General features: G+C 49.5%; 17 protein-coding genes. 8 read left to right on the top strand and 9 right to left on the bottom strand.

Annotated elements, in window-relative coordinates; all coding sequences use genetic code 11:
* Nucleotides 1-466: 466 nt before the first annotated feature.
* Together nadA and QVO99_RS07140 are read left to right on the top strand one after the other, a co-directional pair.
* Nucleotides 467-1,459: a quinolinate synthase NadA gene (gene nadA, locus QVO99_RS07145; protein WP_022316921.1), complete on the top strand. Its 993-nt coding sequence runs from the start codon at nucleotides 467-469 to the stop codon at nucleotides 1,457-1,459.
* A gap of 97 nt (nucleotides 1,460-1,556) precedes the next feature.
* Nucleotides 1,557-2,681: a hypothetical protein gene (locus QVO99_RS07140; protein WP_022316920.1), complete on the top strand. Its 1,125-nt coding sequence runs from the start codon at nucleotides 1,557-1,559 to the stop codon at nucleotides 2,679-2,681.
* A 15-nt stretch (nucleotides 2,682-2,696) separates the two neighbouring features.
* Here the strand turns inward: QVO99_RS07140 and QVO99_RS07135 are convergent, their stop codons facing one another.
* The 8 genes from QVO99_RS07135 to leuS form a co-directional block, all read right to left on the bottom strand.
* Nucleotides 2,697-3,779 carry a glycosyltransferase family 4 protein gene (locus QVO99_RS07135; RefSeq protein ID WP_022316919.1) on the bottom strand — a complete coding sequence of 361 codons (1,083 nt, stop codon included), beginning with the start codon at nucleotides 3,777-3,779 and terminating at the stop codon, nucleotides 2,697-2,699.
* Nucleotides 3,780-3,789: 10 nt separating this feature from the next.
* Entirely contained in the window at nucleotides 3,790-4,698 is a 909-nt protein-coding gene (locus tag QVO99_RS07130) for a glycosyltransferase family 2 protein (protein ID WP_022316918.1), read from the bottom strand.
* Nucleotides 4,695-5,474, bottom strand: coding sequence for a glycosyltransferase family 2 protein (locus QVO99_RS07125; protein WP_022316917.1), 780 nt, complete (start codon nucleotides 5,472-5,474; stop codon nucleotides 4,695-4,697). The genes QVO99_RS07130 and QVO99_RS07125 overlap by 4 nt, the downstream gene beginning before the upstream one ends.
* 34 nt (nucleotides 5,475-5,508) lie before the next feature.
* Entirely contained in the window at nucleotides 5,509-7,047 is a 1,539-nt protein-coding gene (locus QVO99_RS07120) for a phosphoethanolamine transferase (RefSeq protein ID WP_022316916.1), read from the bottom strand.
* 134 nt (nucleotides 7,048-7,181) lie between these two features.
* Nucleotides 7,182-9,302: a type IX secretion system anionic LPS delivery protein PorZ gene (gene porZ, locus QVO99_RS07115; RefSeq protein WP_022316915.1), complete on the bottom strand. Its 2,121-nt coding sequence runs from the start codon at nucleotides 9,300-9,302 to the stop codon at nucleotides 7,182-7,184.
* 46 nt (nucleotides 9,303-9,348) lie between these two features.
* The gene (locus QVO99_RS07110) at nucleotides 9,349-9,960 is read right to left on the bottom strand and encodes a non-canonical purine NTP diphosphatase (protein ID WP_022316914.1); all 612 of its coding nucleotides are present in this window, start codon (nucleotides 9,958-9,960) and stop codon (nucleotides 9,349-9,351) included.
* 212 nt (nucleotides 9,961-10,172) lie between these two features.
* Nucleotides 10,173-11,138, bottom strand: coding sequence for a YitT family protein (locus tag QVO99_RS07105; RefSeq protein ID WP_042518119.1), 966 nt, complete (start codon nucleotides 11,136-11,138; stop codon nucleotides 10,173-10,175).
* Nucleotides 11,139-11,389: 251 nt separating this feature from the next.
* Entirely contained in the window at nucleotides 11,390-14,248 is a 2,859-nt protein-coding gene (leuS, locus tag QVO99_RS07100; RefSeq protein ID WP_022316912.1) for a leucine--tRNA ligase, read from the bottom strand.
* Between the two features lie 360 nt (nucleotides 14,249-14,608).
* On the opposite strand from leuS, the gene QVO99_RS07095 reads away from it, so the two are divergent.
* The 5 genes from QVO99_RS07095 (at nucleotide 14,609) to QVO99_RS07075 (ending at nucleotide 19,633) form a co-directional block, all read left to right on the top strand.
* On the top strand, nucleotides 14,609-15,733 hold the full coding sequence (locus QVO99_RS07095; RefSeq protein ID WP_022316911.1) for an AAA family ATPase: 1,125 nt from the start codon (nucleotides 14,609-14,611) through the stop codon (nucleotides 15,731-15,733).
* Between the two features lie 342 nt (nucleotides 15,734-16,075).
* A complete protein-coding gene (gene ychF / locus QVO99_RS07090; protein ID WP_022316910.1) occupies nucleotides 16,076-17,176 on the top strand; it encodes a redox-regulated ATPase YchF in 1,101 nt (366 codons plus the stop codon).
* 75 nt (nucleotides 17,177-17,251) lie between these two features.
* Nucleotides 17,252-18,091, top strand: a complete 840-nt coding sequence (gene lgt / locus QVO99_RS07085; protein ID WP_022316909.1) for a prolipoprotein diacylglyceryl transferase — start codon at nucleotides 17,252-17,254, stop codon at nucleotides 18,089-18,091.
* 81 nt (nucleotides 18,092-18,172) lie between these two features.
* Nucleotides 18,173-18,976, top strand: a complete 804-nt coding sequence (locus tag QVO99_RS07080; RefSeq protein WP_022316908.1) for an RsiV family protein — start codon at nucleotides 18,173-18,175, stop codon at nucleotides 18,974-18,976.
* Between the two features lie 21 nt (nucleotides 18,977-18,997).
* A complete protein-coding gene (locus QVO99_RS07075; RefSeq protein ID WP_022316907.1) occupies nucleotides 18,998-19,633 on the top strand; it encodes an O-methyltransferase in 636 nt (211 codons plus the stop codon).
* A gap of 176 nt (nucleotides 19,634-19,809) precedes the next feature.
* Here QVO99_RS07075 and QVO99_RS07070 read toward each other — a convergent pair whose 3' ends face one another.
* Nucleotides 19,810-20,613: a gluconate 5-dehydrogenase gene (locus QVO99_RS07070; RefSeq protein ID WP_022316906.1), complete on the bottom strand. Its 804-nt coding sequence runs from the start codon at nucleotides 20,611-20,613 to the stop codon at nucleotides 19,810-19,812.
* A gap of 337 nt (nucleotides 20,614-20,950) precedes the next feature.
* On the opposite strand from QVO99_RS07070, the gene QVO99_RS07065 reads away from it, so the two are divergent.
* Entirely contained in the window at nucleotides 20,951-21,601 is a 651-nt protein-coding gene (locus tag QVO99_RS07065) for a hypothetical protein (protein ID WP_022316905.1), read from the top strand.
* The last annotated feature ends 526 nt before the right edge of the window (nucleotides 21,602-22,127 follow it).

The following is a 22,127-nucleotide window of genomic DNA, read 5'->3' as shown; positions in this document are numbered from 1 at the left end:
CATGTTGAGAAAGCAGCTTTCCCATATGGGGCAAGCACCGTGCCCCAAAAAGTACATATTTACCCTATCCATTACATATAATTTTATCCTTCCCACACAGTTGTGGAAAACCCTGTTGATAACCGTGTTGATAAGTTGTACTTTATCCACAGCAAAAAAAGAAATCAAAAATCCCTGTGGATATCCACAAGCTTATAAACAACTATTAGAAAACTTTTCCACGAAAAAGGAGCAGCAAAAGATATAAACTTATTATCTTTGCACCGAATGTGGAAATTGTGGATAAATGGGCTTTCATGCTGAAATAGAGAAAGAAAGACACATAATAACCTGTTGATAAACCAAGATATTGTGTTGACAAGGAAAAGACCAAGGAAATACGACAGAAGTTATGAACAAATCCACAGCATATCATACTACACATATTTGAATTTAAAAATTAAAAATAAAAAAGAAATATAATAATATGACTGTTGACAAGAAGTGGGTCGAGAAAGGTTATATCGACGAACCTGTGGCCGACGGCGTAGACCTGGCCAAAGAGATAAGAAACTTGTGCAAGGAGAAAAACGCTGTGATTCTCGCACACTACTATACCACCGGCGACATCCAGCAGGTGGCTGACTTCATCGGCGACTCGCTCGCACTGGCGAGAAAGGCTGCCGACACGAAGGCTGACATCATCGTGATGTGTGGAGTGCATTTCATGGCGGAGACCTGCAAGATTCTCTCACCGGAGAAGACGGTAATCTGTCCTGACCTCAATGCGGGATGTTCGCTCGCTGACTCATGCAAGGCTGAAGACCTGAAGAAATTCAAGGAGGAGCATCCTGGATATAAGGTGGTGAGCTATGTTAACACCACGGCGGCGGTGAAGGCGCTGACGGATGTGGTGGTGACGAGCGGAAACGCAAAGAAGATCGTTGACACCTTCCCGAAGGACGAGAAGCTGATCTTCGGTCCTGACTACAACCTCGGCTCGTATATCAACAGTGTGACGGGAAGAAACATGCTGCTGTGGAACGGCGGATGCCACGTGCATGAGCGCTTCTCGGCACAGGAGATAGTAAGACTGAAGAAGGAGCATCCGGGAGCTGAGGTGCTTGTGCATCCGGAGTGTAAAGGACCGGTGGTAGCGCTTGCCGACGTGGTGGGTTCTACTGCTGTGTTGCTGAAGCATGCCGTGGAGAGCGACACTAAGGAGTTTATCGTGGCTACGGAGTCCGGAATATTGTATGAGATGACGAACAAGTGTCCGGAGAAGACTTTCATCCCCGTGCCGCCAGAGGTGAGCGAGGGTTCGCTGGGCTGCTCTTGCAACGAGTGTGACTATATGAAGATGAACACGCTGCGCAAGATTTACAACGCTCTGAAATGTGAGTGGCCTACAGTGGAAGTGGCTCCTGAAATCGCCCGCGACGCTGTGAAGCCTATCGAGAGAATGCTTGAGCTGAGTTAAGGAGGAATTTGAGTTTACTTGTCTGTAAAAGTAATACATCTACCCAAGTGGAAGGTCTGGATGGGTTTGAACAGTTCCTCTATTATATAATACGAATATGAAAATATTGTTGGTTGGCGAAGCCAGTTTTCTGCACAACACTCTGAAAAAAGGACTCCAGGAGCGCGGACATACCGTAGTGACCATGTCTGACGGCAACGGATGGCACGACGCTCCGAGAGACATCGACCTGAGGAGAGACAGAAAGTGGGGAAAACTGAGCGGACTGAAAGTGTTATGGCAGATTGCGAGACACCTGCCGCAACTCGTAGGCAACGATATTGTTCAGATACACAACTATCAGTTTGTTCCACTGAAATACGGGTGGAACAAACTGCTTTTCTTTTTCCTCAGACTTCTTAACAAGAAGACCGTGAAGGGCTGTTTCGGCGATGACCCTCAGATTTTCGCGCGCCAGAAAAAAGGAGTGCCGAGATATAGCGACACGTATTGGAACGGCAGACCGCAGAATATGGCAGAGAATGCGGAGCGTATCGACGAGGTGATGCTGCATGGGGCGTATGGCTGCTGGCGGTATACATCGGCAAAGGCCGACGCTCTCGTGGCTTGCCTGTATGAATACTGGTTGTGCTATAACGTGGATTCTTTTGTCCGTAAGCTTCATTATCTGCCGCTGCCTATGATTCTGCCACAGAACGGGACGGAAGGCGCCAGAAGGAAGGAAAACGGCGGTGTGGTGAAAATTCTCGTGGGCATACAGCCCAAGCGCGACTTCATGAAGGGTGCCATGCGTATGGCGGAATGGCTCAAAGCAATCAAGCTGCGCCATCCCGGCAGGATGGAGATAAGATATGTGGAGGGTGTGCCGCTCGAAGAATACAAGCGGATGCTTGCCGAGGCTGACGTGCTCGTTGACCAGCTCTACAGTTTCACTCCGTCGATGAATTCCTTGCAGGCAATGGCTCTCGGCACTGTGGTGATAGGTGGCGGAGAGGAGGAATATTATGATTTCATTGGCGAGAAAGAACTGCGTCCTATAATCAACGTGAGTCCGGAACTGTCGGATGCCGAGAACATGGCGATAATAGAAAAGGCTCTCTTTACCGACGGTATGATAGAAAGGCTCTCCCGCCAGAGCATGGCATTCGTGAAGAAATACCATGACTACAGAAAGGTGGCAGAGATGTATGAAGAGATGTACAGGTCATCTCTTCTCATTTAACCCCAAACGGTATGATTACCGGTCAGGGTTCAACAACTGTATCCATTTTCCAAATACATTTTCTTTATAATATGCGTGGCTTCCGGCTATGGCGTTGTCGCCGTATTGGCGTCTGAGGGCTTCGGAGTCCATCATCGTGGTGATACCCTTGATGAGCGACGAGTAGTGGCTTTGCTCCACAATGATGCCGTTGTAGCCGTTGCGCACGATGTCGGAGGCACCGAAGTCGAAATCGAACACCACGGATGGCAGTCCGCACGACTGTGCCTCTATCAGCGCCATTGGCTGTCCTTCGTATAGAGAGGGCATGATGTGCAGGCTGTATTGCGGATATACGTCCATGATGTTGTTAGACCGTCCGCAGAGTGTTATATGCTCCTGCATGCCGAGTCTCTCTATCTCAGCTTGCAGCATGGCGCGCTGCGAACCGTCGCCATATATGTCGAGATGCCAGTCGGGATGCAGCCGGGCAATTTCTTTCCAGTGGTCTATGAGCGGAAGAAATCCCTTCTGCTCTTCCAGTCTGCCCACGGCGATAGCCCGTTTCACGCTATAGTCCTCCACTCTCTTCGTAGGCTTCTTGATGAAGTTCGGAATCACCAGCGTGCGGCGTGCGTTGGAATATTCCATGGCATCGCCGTTGGTGAGGCATACCACGGTGTCGGCTTTGCGCTCCATAATGGAGAACATACGATGGTAGGGGGTGAACGGACGTGCCAGATGCGACTCGTATATCTTGCGTGCCTTGGTGTGGCAGAGTGGGAGTAGCAGCGCTCCGAGGGTGGTGGTGAAGAATATTATATCGGGCTGCAGGCTCTTTATAGTCTTGTTCAGTCGTCGGGCTGCCGTCATCAGCGTGTTAGTGCGGCTGATGAGCTTTATCAGCTTGCCGTGGTGCTTGTCGGCGAACGGCACACCGAGATGCACCATCTTGATGCTTTCGTCAAGATGGTATAGCTCTCTGCGCTTGTCGTCGTAAACCGACACCACGCTCACTTCATGTCCGTATTCTGTAGCCAGTGTGTTTGCCTTTTCCGTCACGATGCGTTCCACACCTCCGTTTTCAGAGAAATCTTCTACTATATATGTTATTTTCATGTTTGTTTCCTTACCTTTTCATCCTGCCGAACAGGCGGCAGGTGCGTTCCAGTCCTATGGTGTTCACGAACATCGCCTTCAGTGTGTCTTTCCATGTGGCATAGCCGAAGAGGGACACGTGCTGTTGTGCCAGTCTTATTTTTCCTGTCTTCTGGTATGAATAAAGCTGTGCCGTCAGCATATCCATATACACACGGTGCCAGCGGCGCTCCCTGGTGTTGATGTTCAGTTGGCTGACGAGATGCAGCTGGGCGTCGAGCAGCGACGACAGTCCGTTGCTCTTGTCGGTAGCCGCTATGCCGTTGTCGTTGTAGTGGTATAGGTATCTGCCTTTGTCTATGGTGGCTATTATCGGTTTCTGCTTTATCAGCAGCGCCATGAGTAGGATGTCTTCAAACTTCTTGCCTTTCTCGAATGCCACGTTATTGAAAAGGCTTCTCTTGTATATTTTGTTGCATGCCCAACAGTGTTCCGTTCCCTTGTATGCCAGCCAGTCGAGGGCGTCTTTGAAGAGATGGTTGCCGGGATTGAATAGAGTCTCGTCGCGTAGTCCCGGTCGCTGCAGCATGGGATATTCCAGTATGTCGAGAAACGGATGTTCCTGCAGCAATGCTATCAGCGGACTGTAGGTATTGGGAGCCAGTTCGTCGTCGCTGTCTACGAAGGTGATATAGTCACCCTCTGCCCTCTCGATGCCGAAGTTGCGGGCATCGGAGAGTCCGCCGTTCTCCTTCTTCCAGTATTTTATGTTCTTGTATGTAGCGGCATACTCCTCAGCGATGATTCCGCTACCGTCGGTCGAACCATCGTTGATGAGAAGTATCTCGATATCGTCGAATCCCTGTATTCTCACGCTGTCAACACATCGTCGCAGCATCTTTTCCACATTGTATATCGGGATGATTACGCTCAATGTCATGATTTGTGTGTTATTAGGTTCTTTATTGTTTTCCATCTGAAGAGAATCTGCCTTGCCGTCGAGAAGCGGCTTCCTTTGCCGTTGCACGACGCGGCGCTCTCGTGTCTTCGGAAATATATCAGTCGGTCGTTTATGAATGCCACGTCGAAGAAGAAAGCCGCCACGTTGCCTATCCAGATGTCGTGCATCGGTATGTCGGCAGGAAAAGGCAGCGCTTTCTGCATCACGTCGCGTCTGAAAGCCATGCAGCACCCCGTGTATCCGTTGTGCCACAGCAGGTTATAGAGTCTGCCGGGTTTCATCTTTATCATCTTGTAGAAAGAGTCGTTGGTGTCGTTGAGGTCTTTGTCTGTCACTATGGCGTCGCTGACCACACAGTGGTGGCTGCGCAGGACTTCCATGCATACCGCCACCTTGTTTTCCATCCACACGTCGTCCTGGTCGGAGAGGAAGATATAGTCGCCTTTAGCATGGCGCAGGGCATTTTCGAAGTTCCGTGTCAGACTGTTGCTGAGGGTGTTTTTTCCACCTTCTTCCTTGTGACAATGCTTTCCATCTTTTTCCTTGTGATAATGTTTTCCACCTTCTCCTTTGCGGTTATCCACAATCCTTATCCTCTTGTCGCCGATGGAGCGCACTATTTCAGATGTATCGTCTGTCGATCCGTCGTCGGACACGACAATCTCGTCCGTCTCTGCCAGTTGTGGCAGGATGGACAGGAGTTGTTGGCGGATATATCTCGATCCGTTGTATGTCGCTATGCAGACGGTAATCATTATATAGTTATTGAAATTGTTTCATTGTCCTTGCCTACTTGAATACATCATACTTCTTGTCGATGTAAGGAGTGCTGATGTCGCCGGCATCGATGATGGAATGGAAGAGGAATGCCGTGTTGTATTTCTTCTTGGCGTTTCTCTCCAGGGCTGCGTATTTCTCTGGATAACGGCTCTTGTATTTGTCGGAGCACCATATCCAGCAGGCGGCGTTTCTCACCTCCTTGGTGTCGTTGGCATGTGTATATTGTCCGTCTTCGCCCAGATTTTCGCCATGGTCGGAGAGATATATCACTATGGCGTTGCGATGGCGCAGGCGTTCTCTCACCTGATGCCAGAAACTGTCGGAATATAATACGGTGTTGTCGTAGGAGTTTATGAATTGTTGCCGGCTGTTCTCCGTTATCACACGACTCGTCAGTTCTGGTTTCCAGCGGGCTGCCGACTTGGGATAATGGGCGTTATACCACCAGTGTGAACCAATGCTGTGTATGACGATAAGGTTGCGGCAGTTTGACTTTCCGTTTGTCAGTGCGCTGTCAAGAGGGGGCAGCACATCGTCATCGAGCCATGAGTCATAGATATATAGCGACTTGCCGCCGTTTACATACGTCAGCTTGTCTGCCTCCTTCATGAAATATATGAATGTGGGAACGCTCTCCTGGTTTGAAATCCATGATGTGTGGTAACCGGCTCTCTTGAAGATGTCGATGAACGACCGTTCTGTATATGCCCTGTCCTTAGTGTTGTGGTCGGCCCTGGTCATGATATACGGCACGCTCTCGTGGGTGAACCAGTATTCTGACTCTATGTCAGGCAGTGACACCACGTTCTTCTCCTTTGCCAGCAGCGGCGTGGTGGGCCTTGCATATCCGTTGATCTGCATGTGGTCGGCACGCAGCGTCTCACCGATGATGAACACCACGTCGATGCTGTCAGTGCCACATGTCGTCTTTCCGCCGAAGGCAGGACGCTTGTCTGCCACGATGCGCTTGTTGCCGAGATATTCGTTTAGCGAGGCATAGATATTGAAGGGCAGACGGTTGGAAACCGGTATTCCAAGTCGTCCGTTGTGGAAAATGCCGTATATCAGTGCCATGCAGACGATGATGTGTATCCATTGCCATTTCAGATTGTCCAGCCTTCTGAATCGCCATCTCGCTATGAATATAGCCGCGATGAGATTTATGAGGATAAAAAGTATGAGCGGCAGCGTTATCATGTCAGATGTCGTCGTGAGGTCGTTGGTGAAGGTGAGGTCTATGGTCATCGGCGTCACCGTGACCTTCATTGTATAGCGGAAGAACGCCACGGCAGAAGTCAGTGCAGTCAGCAGCGGATACGCCACGGCGAAGACATATTTGTTTGCCGCTATCATCCAGATGAAGACAAAGGTTGTCATCTCTATCGCTCCCCATTGGAAAGCCTGTCCCACAAAGTCTTTCATGCTGTTGCATGGTGAGTCGTAGAAGTCGGCAAAGGCAAATTCCATTCCCCACAGCAGCGTTATTGCCAGTGTGAAGAAGACAAATCCCCTCATCTCATTCCATTTCTTCCTTATCGAATATTTCATCTGTCTTTATTTCCTTGTTTTTATATATAATGGACAAAACGCTTGATAAAGCACTTGGGCGTCATACCGTTGTTTTTCCTTGTTAATATATTATATAGGCTTGGTTATATCACCATATAAATATATATATAGACTTAGTTTATCACCGCAATTTTGCATACCGTGCCGCTGTCGCCGCTCTGCGTCGCTGTGTTCACCATATATATGCCGCTTGCCACTCTCCTGCCCTTCTTGTCGCATCCGTCCCATTGGAAGGATCCTCCGGTGCTTCGTCCTTCAGCCACGAGCACACCGTTTGTGGTTGTGATTTTCACGTCGCTGTCGTAGGCAAGTCCTACTATGTTGATGAGTCCCGTATAGTCAGGCTTCACGGGATTAGGATAAGCCCATACGTTGTCTTTGCTCATGCTCTCGTTGGTAGCCACGGCATTGCTTTCCACTGAGCACAGGCCCTTTTCCGTTCCTATATATACCGTTCCCGTCTGCTTGTCTATCTCTATATCGAAAATACCGTCGGCGAGCAGACAGCTGTTTGATGCCAGGAAGTGAGCCTCCTGCACCATGTTGTCGCTGCTTATGACATACACGCCGTCGCGGCTCGTGCCTATCCATTTGCGGTCGGCATTGTCTATTGCCATCGTGGTGATGTCGAGTCCGGCAAGCAGATAGTCGGCATAGTTGGTACCGTCGTTGCGGGGCACCTTTACCTGATAGAAGCCGAGCGACGGGTCGCGCTGGTATTCCTCTGTCAGTTCGAAGAGACCAACGTTAGTTCCTACCCAAATATTGCCGCTTCTGTCTTCGGCGAGCGTCTTGCATCTCTCGATACCGCTTATTTCCGCCATGTCCTCGTTCACGAAATGCGTGTAGCTATATAGATTGTTGCCGTCGGCAGAATAGCAATACACTCCAGGGTTGGCATTACGTCCGTTATTTATCCAAATCCTGCCATGAGAGTCGTATCCCATGATCTTGGCATTGTTCACGGAGAGGTGGTTTATGGTCTTGTCTGGCGACGACCATTTGCCGTCGGCAGAATATTTCAGTATTCCTTTGTTTATCGCCTGATGGTTTATTACCCACAGCGTGTTGTCTTTGTCGTAGAACAACGATGTGATGATCTGATAGTTCGGATCACCTTCCAGACCGTCGACGAAGGATATCGGACTGTTTTTGTAGTCAAATCTGTTGATCAGTTTTCCGTCGAGGAATTCGTATAGTCCGCTTTGTGATCCAGCCATCACGTGGTTGTCGTTCTTGGGGTCGATGTCGAGACAAAGCATATCCTTATATATGATACCGTATTTCTCTGCTATTCCCTTGTCGTCGTAAGTAGTCCAGGTATTGCCGTCGATGTCGTACACCTGTATCGTGGCTGGCTTTTCCCTGTCCCACTCTCCACCGTTGCAGGTATAGAGCTTTCCGTTCCTTATCTTCAGAAAACCGATGGTATTGTATTTCGGTGTACCTACGGGATTTATGTCGCTCAGCGTCACGGTCTTCGTGCCGTCGGCGGTAACGGTGTATGCCTGCAGCTTCTCGTCCTCCTGGTTGGTCCAGTAGCATTTGTTTGTCTTGTCGTAGGCCACGTATTGCAGATATCCGTTGTCCCATGTAGTGGCGATGTCGTTGGCATGGTTGAACGACACATTATCTGTCGTGGCGTGCCAGTTAGACTTGTCGAGCAGGTTTGCCGACTTGTCGGCTGCCAGTATTCCGTCGCTGGTGTTCACGTATATCTTGTTTCCGCTGAAGGCACAGTCGGTAACATTCTTTCCCAGATTGTAGGTGTCGAGGATAAGTCCCTCCTTCATGTCAATCTGCACCAGTCCGAAAGCCGTACACAGATATGCCAGACTGCCCTCTATCACCACCTTGTTTACATCCTTGCTTACCGTCATCGTCTTGTCGTAGTAGCCCGCGATGTTCGTCACGTTCAGCTTGTTGTCGAGCAGGTCGATGTTGTAGTTGTCGTATACAATGATAAGCTTCTTCGCCGTGTTGTTCCATGCTATCTGCGATATTGTGCATTCGCTGAGCGGGAACACCTTGTCGTATGTCGCCACGCTTCCGTCCGTGATGTTGTATGAGAACAAGTCGCCGGAGCTGAGCACATAAACCATGTTTCCGGCAGGCTCTATGTCTGTAATCTTTCCATAAGCCATATATGCCTTCCATTTGTCCAGATTCTGTGCTCCGGCGTTTGTCGTCATTGCGGCGAGCAGTGTGAGGAGTGATATGAAGTGTCTGCGCATTTTTTTTTCTTTATTGTTTTCTCTTATAACGCAACAACCTGCAGAATTATTGCTGACAGGTGGCGGAAAAGAGGAATTGTGCGAATTTCTCCACAGCCCTTGCCCTATGAGAGATTTTGTTCTTTATGTCGTTGCCGAGTTCGGCGAATGTCTTGTCGTAGCCGGTAGGCTGGAATATAGGGTCGTAGCCGAATCCCGACTCTCCCTTCTTTTCTTCCGTTATCTCGCCTTCCACTATGCCTTCCATCTCTCCCTGGGCAGCTATGCCGCCAGAGTCTTCGTCTTTCAGGATATAGGCTATCACGGTGCGGAAACGCGCCTTGCGGTTTTCCTCTCCCTTGAGGTTGGCGAGCAGCTTCTTCATGTTTGCCTCGCTGTCGTGTCCGTCGCCTCCCGCATATCTTGCAGAATATACTCCGGGTTCTCCGCCGAGAGCTTCAACTTCGAGTCCTGTGTCGTCGGCAAACACACTGATATGATAATGTTCAAACACGTATTTTGCCTTTATCATGGCATTTTCTTCCAGAGTCTTTCCTGTCTCCGGAATATCCACGTGGCATTCAATGTCGTTGAGCGACAATACCTGGAATTTGTTTCCAAGAATGTTTCTCACTTCTTCCAGTTTGTGAGCGTTGTTTGTTGCAAATACTATTTTCATGTTTATTTATAGTTGACGAGTAGACAAGTTGACGAGTTGACAAGTAAACGAGTTGACGAGAAGACAAGTCTTATGAGTTTACAAGTCAGCAAGACCCCTCCTGACATCTCCTTGTGTGAGAGACAGTATAGTTTTCCTCATACTTCCTTATATGTTCTGAGTACTGTCTCTCTCTCTTCTGGGGAATGTCAGGAGGGGTCTTCTTCTATTTGTCAAGCATTCTCCTGTTGTTTTTTCATTTCCTTTTCCAGTTTCTGTGCCTTCACCTTCACCTTTATCGGATCGAAGCCCTCTCCGAATACGCCCTGCACGCTGCTTTGGCTTACGAAGGCATTAGGGTCTATAGACTTTATGACGCGGAAGATTTCCACGCTTTCCCTTTTCTTTGCCATGAGGCAGATCACCTTTATAGGGTCGCCGGAATACCATCCGTGACCGTCGAGTATTGTCATTGTGTGCTCGGTCTCCTTTGCTATGGCGTTGGCAATCTCCTGGTGTTTCTTTGAGAATATCATGAACTGCACGGACTGTCGCTGCCAGTTCATCACGAAGTCGAGCATGTTGCATTCGATGAACATCGTACATAGTCCGAACACCACCATCGTGCATCTCTCTGGGAACGTACCGAAGGATTCGATGAGCAAGCTGCTGCTGATGATACAGAGGTCCACCATGATAAGTCCCATACCGAGCGAGATATTGTGGTATTTGTTCACCACCGCCGCGATGATGTCGGTACCGCCTGTACTGCCGTTGTTGAGGAACACGATGGCGAGCGCCGTTCCCGTGAGCATACATCCGATGACGAGCGACATGAAGTCGTTGCCCTCTCCCATCAGCTTATAGAAAGTGCCGTCGGGCATCTCCACCACTTTCTGCGCTATGTCGAGCATCACGGTCAGTGCGAATGTGGCATAGATTGTCTTTGCCAGAAACCGCCATCCCAGTATCTTCAGTGCCGCCACTATGAGCGCGGCGTTGATGATGAAGAAAGTCCACTGCACCGGAAATTTCGTTGCATAGAACACGATGGCTCCTACACCGGCGATGCCGCCCGTCACAATCTCGTATGGCAATAGGAAGACGGTGAATCCGAATGTGTATAGCATAAGTCCGAGAGTGATGAAGAAATAGTCTTTTATCTCTCTTCCCAGCGCCTTGCCGGCGTTACTTCTCATGAATTGCATTATTCCGCCACCATTTTTCTGTGCGAAAGCTGCATTGTTGTTGTCAGTTGCCATAATAAAAAGTTAGTTGTTAGAGACTCCTGGTCTCTGCTGTTTGATTAGTATATGAGTTAAGGTTATTTATAGGGCCGGTTTTTCTCTTTGCCAGGCCTTGTTTCTTTCTTCTCAGAATGTTTCCAATCCCCTCCCCTGCTCCATCCGCCATTTATCGGCAGCAGGTCAGGGAAGGGATTGTATGAGGATTATTTTATCACCACGTTAACGATTTTCTTAGGCACCACGATGACTTTCACAACCTGTTTGCCTTCGAGGTATTTCTGGCTCTTCTCGTCGGCGAGCACCTCGTTCTTTATCGTCTCGTTGTCGGCGTCAACGGGGAATGTCTTCTGGTAGCGCGCCTTTCCGTTGAACGATATCGTGAGCTGCATGCTGCTTTCCACGAGATATTTCTCGTTGAACTCAGGCCACTTGGCGTCGCATACCGTAGTCTCGTTGCCGAGCTGATGCCACAGCTCCTCTGCCACATGCGGTGCGAATGGCGAGATGAGAACCACGAGGTCTTGCAGCACCATCTTGCTGTGGCATTTCATCTGCTGCAGTTCTCCCACGCAAATCATGAATGCCGAGATGCTCGTGTTGTATGAGAAGTGCTCAATGTCGCGGGTCACCTTCTTGATGAGCTTGTGTATGCTCTTCAGCTGTTCTGCCGTAGGCTCTTCGTCGGTTGGCAGGAATTGTCCGTCGCGGCTGAAGAACAGTCCCCATAGCTTTTTCAGGAAGCGGTGGCAACCGTCGATGCCGTTGGTGTCCCAAGGCTTGCTTGCCTCCACCGGACCGAGGAACATCTCATACAGGCGCAGAGTGTCGGCACCGTATTTCTCTACTATCATGTCGGGGTTCACCACGTTGAACATCGACTTCGACATCTTCTCTACTGCCCATCCGCAGATGTATTTTCCGTCTTCCAGTATGAACTCGGCGTTCTCATATTCAGGTCTCCATTTCTTGAAAGCCTCCAGATCGAGCACGTCAGCGTTCACGATGTTCACGTCAACGTGTATCGGAGTAGTCTCATATTGGTCTTTCAGTCCGAGGCTCACGAACACCGGTGCCTTGGAGTGGTCGTCGCTGTTTATGCGGTATACGAAGTTAGAGCGTCCCTGTATCATTCCCTGGTTCACGAGTTTCTGATATGGCTCCTCTTTGCAAGAGCATCCGTAGTCATACAGAAATTTGTTCCAGAAGCGCGAGTAGATGAGGTGTCCTGTGGCATGCTCCGTACCTCCCACGTAGAGGTCCACGTTCTGCCAGTATTCGTCCACATCCTTTGCCACGAGTGCCTTGTCGTTGTGTGGGTCCATATATCTCAGGTAGTAAGCCGACGAACCTGCGAATCCCGGCATGGTGTTCAGCTCCAGCGGGAAAATCGTGGTGTCGTTGATGAGCGCCTTGTCCACCACTTCGTTCTTCTCCGTGTCCCAAGCCCATTTCCTGGCGTGTCCCAATGGCGGCTCGCCTGTTTCCGTAGGCTTATACTGGTCTACTTCAGGCAGTTCCACAGGCAGACACTCTTCCGGCACCATGTATGGCATACCGTCCTTGTAGTATACGGGGAATGGCTCACCCCAGTATCTCTGTCGTGAGAATATGGCGTCGCGCAGGCGGTAGTTCACCTTCACCTTTCCGATGCCATTCTCCGTAACGTATTTCTTTGTCGTTGCGATAGCCTCCTTCACGCTCAGTCCGTTGAGCGAGAATCCGGCGATGGCGTTCTTTGCCGTTGGTGCCGGTGAGTTGCATACCGTTCCCTCTTTGGCGTCGAAGCTCTCCTCGCTTACGTCGGCACCCTCGATGAGCGGGATTATAGGCAGGTTGAAATGCTTGGCGAATGCGTAGTCGCGTGAGTCGTGGGCAGGCACAGCCATGATGGCTCCCGTACCGTATCCTGCGAGCACGTATTCAGAAATCCATACAGGGATGTTCTCGCCCGTGAAAGGGTTCACGGCATAAGAGCCGGAGAACACTCCCGTAACCTTGTGGTTTGCCATGCGGTCGAGCTCTGTGCGCTTCTTCACGTAGGCGAGATATTCGTCCACCTCAGCCTTCTGTTCGCTTGTGGTGAGTTTCTCCACGAGTTCGCTCTCAGGCGCCAGCACCATGAATGTCACTCCGAAGATAGTGTCGGCACGTGTTGTGAAGATGGTGAAGTCCCAGTCCTGTCCGGCCACTTTGAAGTTCATCTCCGTTCCTTCCGAGCGTCCAATCCAGTTGCGCTGGGTCTCCTTGATGCTGTCAGTCCAGTCCACCTGGTCCAGTCCGTCGAGCAGTCTCTGTGAGTAAGCGCTGACGCGCAGACACCACTGGCGCATCTTCTTCTGCACCACGGGGAATCCTCCGCGTTCCGACACACCGTCCACCACCTCGTCGTTGGCGAGCACCGTGCCGAGACCGGCACACCAGTTCACCATCGTCTCTCCGATGTAAGCTATGCGGTAGTTCATGAGCACCTGCTGCTGCTCCTTCTCCGTCATCTGCTTCCATTCCTCGGCGGTGAATGTCAGTTCCTCGCTCTTTGCCACATTCTCTGCCGCCTCGCTGCCTTTCTCTTCAAACATCTTCACCAGCTCTTCGATAGGCATTGCCTTCTGGCATTTCTGGCAGTAGAATGATTTGAACATCTTCTGGAAAGCCCACTGTGTCCACTTGTAGTATTTCGGGTCGCATGTGCGCACCTCTCTGTCCCAGTCGAACGAGAATCCTATTTTGTCGAGCTGTTCTCTGTATCTTGCGATATTAGTCTCTGTGGTCACTGCCGGATGCTGTCCTGTCTGTATGGCATACTGCTCCGCCGGCAGTCCGTAAGCGTCGTATCCCATCGGGTTGAGCACGTTGAATCCGTTCTGTCTCTTGTATCTTGCGTAGATGTCAGAGGCGATATATCCCAACGGGTGTCCCACATGGAGTCCTGCTCCCGAAGGATAAGGAAACATGTTGAGCACGTAGAATTTCTTTTTCTCCTTGTCTTCCACGACTTTATAGGTCTTGTCTTCCACCCACTTCTGTCGCCATTTCTTTTCGATTTCGTTGAAGTTATACTCCATTGTGTTATATGTGTTTTATTGTTTTTCGTGAATAAAAATTGTATTTATATGTTGAGTTCAATCTGCAAAGTTAGTCATTATATTCTGTATATACAAGTTTTGATATTTTTTTGTTCAAGTTCGTCATGTCTTTGACATTCAGTATTATGTATTCCCTGTCGGGTGTGATGTCGTTAATAGCTTCAATTGCATTTTTACCGGCAAGTCCTAACGTCTGGTTTTCGTCAATGCAATGAAATACCCGCAAGTGTAATGAAAAGGCGCCATAAAATTGTGTGTAAGCAAATAAATAGTTATATTTGCAAAGTGATTACGCAAAATGCGTAACGCAAAATGCGTAATGATAATAAAACGTTGGTTATGAGAAAGATAGATAATCCTTTTTTGTTGTATGGATACGAAGGACCAGAGTATTTCTGCGATCGTAAGAAAGAGAGCGAAGATATCATATCATCGTTGACAAATGGCTGCAATCTCACCCTTATGAGTCCGAGAAGGTATGGCAAGACAGGTCTTATACGTCATGTGTTTCATAAGATAAAGGAGATGGACAACGATGCCGTCTGCTTCTATATTGATATCTATGCCACCAATTCTTTGTATGATTTCGTGCAGACATTCGCCAAGGCGATAGTCGGCAAACTCGACACGCCGCTACAGAAAGCCGAGAATGCGATAACAAAGGTTTTCAAGGGTAGTCAAATCACGATGTCTACCGACTTCATGACCGGCCTTCCTCAGGTGTCGCTCAGTTTCTCACCACAGTCGTCGGAATCCACTCTCGACGAGATATTCTCATATATAGCCCAGTCAAAACGCCGTTGCTACATTGCCTTCGATGAGTTTCAGCAGGTGTTGGAATATCCTGAGAAAAACGTAGAAGCACTCTTGCGCACCCATATCCAGACTATGAGCAACGCCCGCTTCATATTTTCCGGAAGCCGTTTGCACATGATGATGGAAATGTTCAATTCACCAAAGCATCCCTTCTACAGAAGTACGGAGAAATTGAGCCTGCATACCCTCGACGAGGCTGTTTATTTTGCCTTTGCAGAGGATAAGTTGAGAGAGAAAAACGTTTCCATCTCACCGGAAGTTTTCCATGATATCTACGACAGCGTGGATGGAGTGACATGGTATATACAGGCAGTGATGAACCGCCTCTACCGTCTCTCCGACATTGAGATAACCAGTAAGAAACTGGATGAGGTGGTGCGTCAGATAATACTTTCAGAAGAAGAAGACTACAAACGCCTGTTCCATCTGCTCACAGCTAACCAGGCAAACCTTCTGCTGGCGATAGCGAGGGAAGGCAGCGTGGCGGAACCTATGTCGGGACCATTCATCAGCAGGCATCAGCTCAAGACGGCAAGCAGCGTGCAGAGAGCCTTGAAATATCTTGCTGACGAAGAGTATGTATATCTTTCAGACAAAGGATATATCGTGTACGACCGCTTCTTCGGAGTCTGGCTCAGAGGATTATGATCAGGCATACCATGCGCAGGCAGAAATGAAACATCCCTTTTTACACTCGTAGAATGCAAAATTTAATGAAATATATGCCTGCGGCAAACAGTTTTCTCGAAATTATGCGTCCGTTGAGTGTAAAATTCTTATATTTGCAGATTGATAGTAAAAACAGAAGACGGCAGACGGGCATTCGGGTTGACGAGGAAACGAGTTGACACGGATATTTTCATTTGCCCATACAGTCGCTGTTTGCAAGCTCTGCCCTCCCCCATTGCCGGATGCCAATTCCGGAATAAGGGGCAGGGTGATAATGTTTTTTTTCAGAAAACAATAAAAGAATAAATATAAAACTAAGACATGGCACTAAAATGTGGTATCGTTGGACTCCCTAACGTGGGAAAGTCCACTCTTTTCAACTGCCTCTCAAGCGCTAAGGCACAGGCGGCAAACTTCCCTTTCTGTACTATAGAACCTAACGTCGGTGTTATCACCGTGCCCGACGAGCGACTCACGAAGCTCGCCGAGATAGTACACCCCGGACGCATCGTGCCGGCAACCTGCGAGATAGTAGACATCGCCGGACTCGTGAAGGGAGCAAGCAAGGGCGAAGGACTCGGAAACAAATTCCTCGGAAACATCCGTGAGACCGACGCCATCATCCACGTGCTGCGCTGTTTCGACGACGACAACATCACACACGTTGACGGAACCATAGACCCCGTGCGCGACAAGGAGATAATCGACACCGAGCTGCAGCTCAAAGACCTGGAGACCATTGAGGCGCGACTGGGCAAGCAGCAGAAGGTGGCACAGGCAGGAAACAAAGATGCCAAGGTGGAAGTGGGTGTGCTCGAGGCTTACAAGGCAGCCCTGGAGCAGGGAAAGAACGCACGCACCGTGGAATTCGACTCTAAGGAGGAACAGGAAGCAGCACGCAACCTCTTCCTGCTCACCGCAAAGCCTGTGCTCTACGTATGCAACGTTGACGAGACTGCCGCCAAGACAGGCAACGAATACTCAAAGCGCATCGAAGATATCGCCAAGGAAGAAGGAGCGGAGACTCTCGTGATAGCCGGAAAGACAGAGGAAGACATCGCCGGACTGGAGACATACGAAGACAAGAAGATGTTCCTCGACGAGCTCGGACTGGAAGAGAGCGGCGTGAACCGACTCATCAAGAAAGCCTACTCGCTGCTCAACCTCGAGACTTTCATCACCGCCGGAGAGATGGAGGTAAAGGCATGGACATACCACAAGGGATGGAAGGCGCCACAGTGTGCAGGAGTGATACACACCGACTTCGAGAAAGGTTTCATCCGTGCTGAGGTGATAAAATATGCCGACTATATCCAGTATGGATCAGAGGCAGCCGTGAGAGAAGCCGGAAAGCTCGGCATCGAAGGCAAGGAGTATGTGGTGCAGGATGGCGACATCATGCATTTCAGATTCAACGTGTAGACGCCCCGTCAACTCGTCAACTTGTCAACTCGTCAACTCGTAGCATGTCAACGACATGTGAATAAAAAATAGAAAATGCTTTTCATTGACTGGAACCCAAGCATAGAGGCCTTCAGGATAGGCTCCTTCGCCATGCGCTGGTATGCCCTGTGCTGGCTGATAGGACTCCTGGCGGCATACTTCATAGTGAGGCGCCTGTATATACAGCAGAAAATCAAGGAAACGCTCTTCGAACCGCTCTTCATATACTGCTTCCTCGGAATACTCATCGGCGCACGACTCGGACACTGTCTGTTTTATGAACCGGACTATTTTCTCTCCTCAGGCCAGCACATTGTGGAGATGTTGATACCCATACGCTTCCTGCCCGACGGAGGATGGCGCTTTACGGGATATGCCGGACTGGCAAGCCACGGCGGAACGATAGGACTCATCATAACGCTGCTGCTATACGTCAGGAAGACGAAGTTGAACCTATGGACGGTGCTCGACAACATCGCCATCGCAACGCCTATAACGGCGTGTTTCATAAGGCTTGGCAACCTGATGAACTCGGAGATAATAGGAAAAGTGACCGATGTGCCATGGGCATTCGTGTTCCAGCAGGTGGACATGCAGCCAAGACACCCGGGGCAGCTGTATGAGGCTATAGCCTATGCGCTGCTGTTCGTCATCGGACTGTATTTCTACAGAAAATCACCGCAGAAGGTGGGCACGGGATTCTTCTTCGGACTCTGTCTCACATATATCTTCACGGCACGCTTCTTCATAGAATACACCAAGGAGGTGCAGGAGGCTTTCGAGGCCTCTCTCCCACTCGACATGGGACAGCTGCTGTCGATACCGTTTGTCGTAATCGGCATATTGTGTATGAAAGGCGGGAAATGGATGACATGGCTGGCACAGAAAGTATGATCCCCAACACCAGATAACCTATTGACAGCACAGTCTGGCAAGACAGGCTGGCACTATAATTAATCTAAAAAAAAACTGATTATGAAAACAAAAGGCATTATTCTGGGAGCTTTGGCCACATTGGTCATGTTCTCTTGCGGCGGAAACAAGGCTACTGCCAGTGAGCAGTTGCAGACAGACTCTGTGGTATACAACCATAGCGACAAAAGGATGGAGATAAGAATAGTCTTCGACTACCCCACTGCCGGCAATCAGTATCTCAAAAACTCCATTGCCGAATATATCAGTGAGCAGCTCGGAGCCACTTATATGGGATCGCTCGAAAACAAGGATTCGCTGTTGCAGCATTATGTGGCAGACACGAAGAAATATCTCAATGCCAACATCGAGGAACTGGGACTTGACGCCGACCAGATGGTGTCGTGGAGCGCAGATATCAGAAAAGACTGTGAGACAGACAAATACGTGACCTACACCTGCGGCATCTACCAGTATCTTGGCGGTGCCCACGGCATAGGCAACATGAGCGGCATGACGTTCCGCAAGAGCGACGGCAGACGCTTCGGCAGCGAGATACTGAAACAGTCTGTCTATGGCGACAGATCTTTCAACACCATTCTCAAAGAGGGAATGAAAGACTATTTCCAGGAGTTCGACGGCAAGAGAATGTCCGATGATGAACTGCAGAGTATGATAGTGGGAGCCGATTGCACAGTGGATTTCCTGCCGCTGCCAAAAACAGCACCATATCTCACCAAGGAGGGCGTAATGATTATCTATCAGCCATACGAACTGTTTTCTTATGCCGCAGGCTGCGTGAGATTCATCGTGCCATTCAGCAAAATCAAGCCATACCTCAATGCTGAGGTGCTGAAGATGCTGTAAGTATCATCACTCTTATAGACAATGAATTCAGAAATAGAAAAGTATATCCTCGACCATAGCGACCCGGAGGGCGATTATCTGTATCGCCTATACCGCGCCACCAATATCCATCTGCTGCATGGACGCATGGCGAGCGGACATCTGCAGGGTAGGGTGCTGAAGATGCTCGTGAGGATGATCCGTCCGAAGAACATCCTCGAGATAGGCACCTTCAGCGGCTATAGCGCCATCTGTCTGGCAGAAGGACTGGAAGAGGGAGGAATGGTGTATACCTTCGAGATAAACGACGAGCAGGAAGACTTCACGCGTCCCTGGATAGAGCAGTCGGCTGTCGCCGACAAGATACGCTTCATCATCGGCGACGCCATGACCGAGGCTCCCAAGCTCGGAGTGGAGTTCGACATGGCATTTGTTGACGGTGACAAGCGCACGTATATGGAGTCGTATGAGATGGTGCTCTCGCTGCTCAGACCCGGAGGATTCATCCTTGCCGACAACACACTGTGGGACGGACATGTGGTGGACCACGCCTACGACAAGGACAAGCAGACACACGGCATTGAGGCATTCAATGACTTCGTGGCGCACGACCCCAGAGTGGAGCGTGTGATGCTGCCGCTGCGCGACGGACTCACGCTGATATACAAGAAACCATAAACCCCAAATCGGTCATTATGCCGTTTGAAAGAAAAACAATGCGCCTCAAGCTCTTGTCGATGACAAAGATGCTTGAGGCGCATTTATTTTCTATTTCCCCAGACAGGTCTCAGAGAGAGACACACAGGGTGGGGGAGTGATATTTTTACGGCCGTGTTCCTTCAGCCGTCAGCATATCAAGGCTGCTTGCCGATATAAGCCAGGATACCACCGTCAACGTAGAGCACGTGACCGTTTACGAAGTCGCTGGCATCAGAAGCGAGGAATACGGCAGGACCCATCAAGTCCTCTGGAGTTCCCCAGCGTGCGGCAGGAGTCTTGCTGATGATGAAGCTGTCGAAAGGATGGCGGCTGCCATCAGCCTGACGCTCGCGCAGCGGAGCGGTCTGTGGAGTGGCGATATAGCCCGGGCCGATACCGTTGCACTGGATGTTGTGCTCGCCGAACTCAGAGCAGATGTTGCGGGTGAGCATCTTCAGTCCGCCCTTGGCAGCAGCGTATGCAGAAACAGTCTCACGACCCAGTTCGCTCATCATTGAGCAGATGTTGATGATCTTGCCGTGGCCCTTCTTTATCATTCCGGGGATAACGGCCTTCGACACGATGAATGGAGCGTTGAGGTCGATGTCGACAACCTGGCGGAAATCCTCCACGCTCATCTCTGTCATAGGGATGCGCTTGATGATGCCGGCGTTGTTCACGAGGATGTCGATGACGCCAAGTTCCTTCTCGATGTCGGCAACCATCTTCTTCACCTCCTCCTCATTCGTAACGTCGCAGATGTAGCCCTTTGCCTCGATGCCCTTTGCCTTGTAGTCGGCGAGAGCCTGGTCCATATGATGCTGTGAACGGCAGTTGAAGGCAATCTTCGCACCTGCCTTTGCGTAAGCCTCGGCAATGGCGAAACCGATACCGTAGGCTGCTCCCGTAACGAGAGCTACCTTGCCCTCAAGGGAGAAATTCTTTGAGAATGTATCCATATTAGTATTTTTTAGTTAGTTTGTTATTTATCGAATATGTATTATTTAGTTTGTCGTTTTTATTGAAAGGCAACAAGACCGTATACCTAATACCCGTTTTGTCTTATATTCCTTATTTTCATTCTGTTGCCCTCTTGTGGCGGCAGTATCTTGGTTTGTAAAGCTTGTTATATGAAAATCCTTGTTTTCATAACCGTTTGTGGCTGTTTAACCCCAATCGGTCATTAGGCCGTTTAAAACGGGTATTATTATTATCAGCGCACAAAGTTACGAAAAATAATTCTTTTGTTTCCACATTTTTTCTTAAGTTTGCAGAAATTAATCAAATGATACTACTATGGCTGGCATTTCTTCTCTTTGGCAAGATGATTATTGGCTTCTGGTGATGCAACTGTATATGCGCAAACCCGTAGGGCTGAAACGTATGTATAGCAGGCAGATGGTGGATCTGAGTATCGAACTGCATCTGCCGCCGTCCTTTATATATGAGAAGATGTTCGACCTGCGCAACGGTTCCACACCGTTTCTCAGCAGCTTGATGCAGCGCTACAAGGACAATCCCCGGCGGTTGCGTGCCGACGCTGCCAAGGTGAGGAGCATGATGGGATTCTCCTGCGCTTCGGCATTCTATGATGGGGTGGAGGTGAAGGAGACTTTCGAGAAGGATTTCAGCCAGATTCCTCATTGTGAACCGCTCACGCCGGTGGCTCTCATCCTCGTGCTCGACCTCTATTTCCGTCTCACGCCGATTACGATGGTGGCATCCACGCCCGAGGTGGAGGAGCTGGCGCGGCTGATAGGTGTGAAGGCGAGGGTAGTGGAGGATGTGCTCAACGTATACCAGATTCTCGATCCGTATCTCAACCGGCAGGAGTTTATGGTTACGCCGCTGCTCCAGCCTTGTCAGCAGATATGGCAGCGCTATGGCAACGGCAGCATAGAACAGCTCGCGGCACTTGCCGCCCAACTGCGCGACTATTATGCCTGACGATTTCCGCCTGTCGTGACATTGGACTTCATTACTTTTATATATATAAGAGTAATCAAAACTACAGAAAATGGGCAAGCAGCGTGCCCATGTGGGGTAACGTGCTTGCCCATCATGGGCAACGTGCTTGCCCCTGTTGGGCAGATTTTCTGTCAGACGGATGCCCAATAAGTTGATGTTGTAATACCCATATCCCTGTTTTCAGAATTCTGCCAACGCATGCCATTCCTGTCGTCAGAATTCCTCTCATCTGATAATTGTAAGTAAGCGTATCTGCGATACAGTCTTGTACACATTCAACTATCAGCCCTTTCATCAGCAAACCATCCAGACAATTGGCTGACAGTTGACTATCAGGCAACTGTCTGTCTGTCAGAGTATTACAACAAAAAACCAGACAATCTGACAGTTTCTCAGAAATTCTCGTTTTTTACTAAAAATCAGCGATATTTGCACCTTTTACTCATATCTACCAACTTAACCCCCAATCGGTCGGTTGTTAGGGCTTGCTTGGATTTTGCTCTTT

The organism is Prevotella sp. CAG:592, from assembly GCF_000436015.1.
Lineage (GTDB): Bacteria > Bacteroidota > Bacteroidia > Bacteroidales > Bacteroidaceae > Prevotella > Prevotella pectinovora.
This window is presented reverse-complemented; position numbering and strand designations above follow the sequence as displayed.

Excerpts from the sequence above, each read along its gene's own strand:
- nadA (WP_022316921.1), top strand. The coding sequence starts at position 467 with ATGACTGTTGACAAGAAGTGGGTCGAGAAAGGTTATATCGACGAACCT.
- QVO99_RS07140 (WP_022316920.1), top strand. The coding sequence starts at position 1,557 with ATGAAAATATTGTTGGTTGGCGAAGCCAGTTTTCTGCACAACACTCTG.
- QVO99_RS07135 (WP_022316919.1), bottom strand. The coding sequence starts at position 3,779 with ATGAAAATAACATATATAGTAGAAGATTTCTCTGAAAACGGAGGTGTG.
- QVO99_RS07130 (WP_022316918.1), bottom strand. The coding sequence starts at position 4,698 with ATGACATTGAGCGTAATCATCCCGATATACAATGTGGAAAAGATGCTG.
- QVO99_RS07125 (WP_022316917.1), bottom strand. The coding sequence starts at position 5,474 with ATGATTACCGTCTGCATAGCGACATACAACGGATCGAGATATATCCGC.
- QVO99_RS07120 (WP_022316916.1), bottom strand. The coding sequence starts at position 7,047 with ATGAAATATTCGATAAGGAAGAAATGGAATGAGATGAGGGGATTTGTC.
- porZ (WP_022316915.1), bottom strand. The coding sequence starts at position 9,302 with ATGCGCAGACACTTCATATCACTCCTCACACTGCTCGCCGCAATGACG.
- QVO99_RS07110 (WP_022316914.1), bottom strand. The coding sequence starts at position 9,960 with ATGAAAATAGTATTTGCAACAAACAACGCTCACAAACTGGAAGAAGTG.
- QVO99_RS07105 (WP_042518119.1), bottom strand. The coding sequence starts at position 11,138 with ATGAGAAGTAACGCCGGCAAGGCGCTGGGAAGAGAGATAAAAGACTAT.
- leuS (WP_022316912.1), bottom strand. The coding sequence starts at position 14,248 with ATGGAGTATAACTTCAACGAAATCGAAAAGAAATGGCGACAGAAGTGG.
- QVO99_RS07095 (WP_022316911.1), top strand. The coding sequence starts at position 14,609 with ATGAGAAAGATAGATAATCCTTTTTTGTTGTATGGATACGAAGGACCA.
- ychF (WP_022316910.1), top strand. The coding sequence starts at position 16,076 with ATGGCACTAAAATGTGGTATCGTTGGACTCCCTAACGTGGGAAAGTCC.
- lgt (WP_022316909.1), top strand. The coding sequence starts at position 17,252 with ATGCTTTTCATTGACTGGAACCCAAGCATAGAGGCCTTCAGGATAGGC.
- QVO99_RS07080 (WP_022316908.1), top strand. The coding sequence starts at position 18,173 with ATGAAAACAAAAGGCATTATTCTGGGAGCTTTGGCCACATTGGTCATG.
- QVO99_RS07075 (WP_022316907.1), top strand. The coding sequence starts at position 18,998 with ATGAATTCAGAAATAGAAAAGTATATCCTCGACCATAGCGACCCGGAG.
- QVO99_RS07070 (WP_022316906.1), bottom strand. The coding sequence starts at position 20,613 with ATGGATACATTCTCAAAGAATTTCTCCCTTGAGGGCAAGGTAGCTCTC.
- QVO99_RS07065 (WP_022316905.1), top strand. The coding sequence starts at position 20,951 with ATGGCTGGCATTTCTTCTCTTTGGCAAGATGATTATTGGCTTCTGGTG.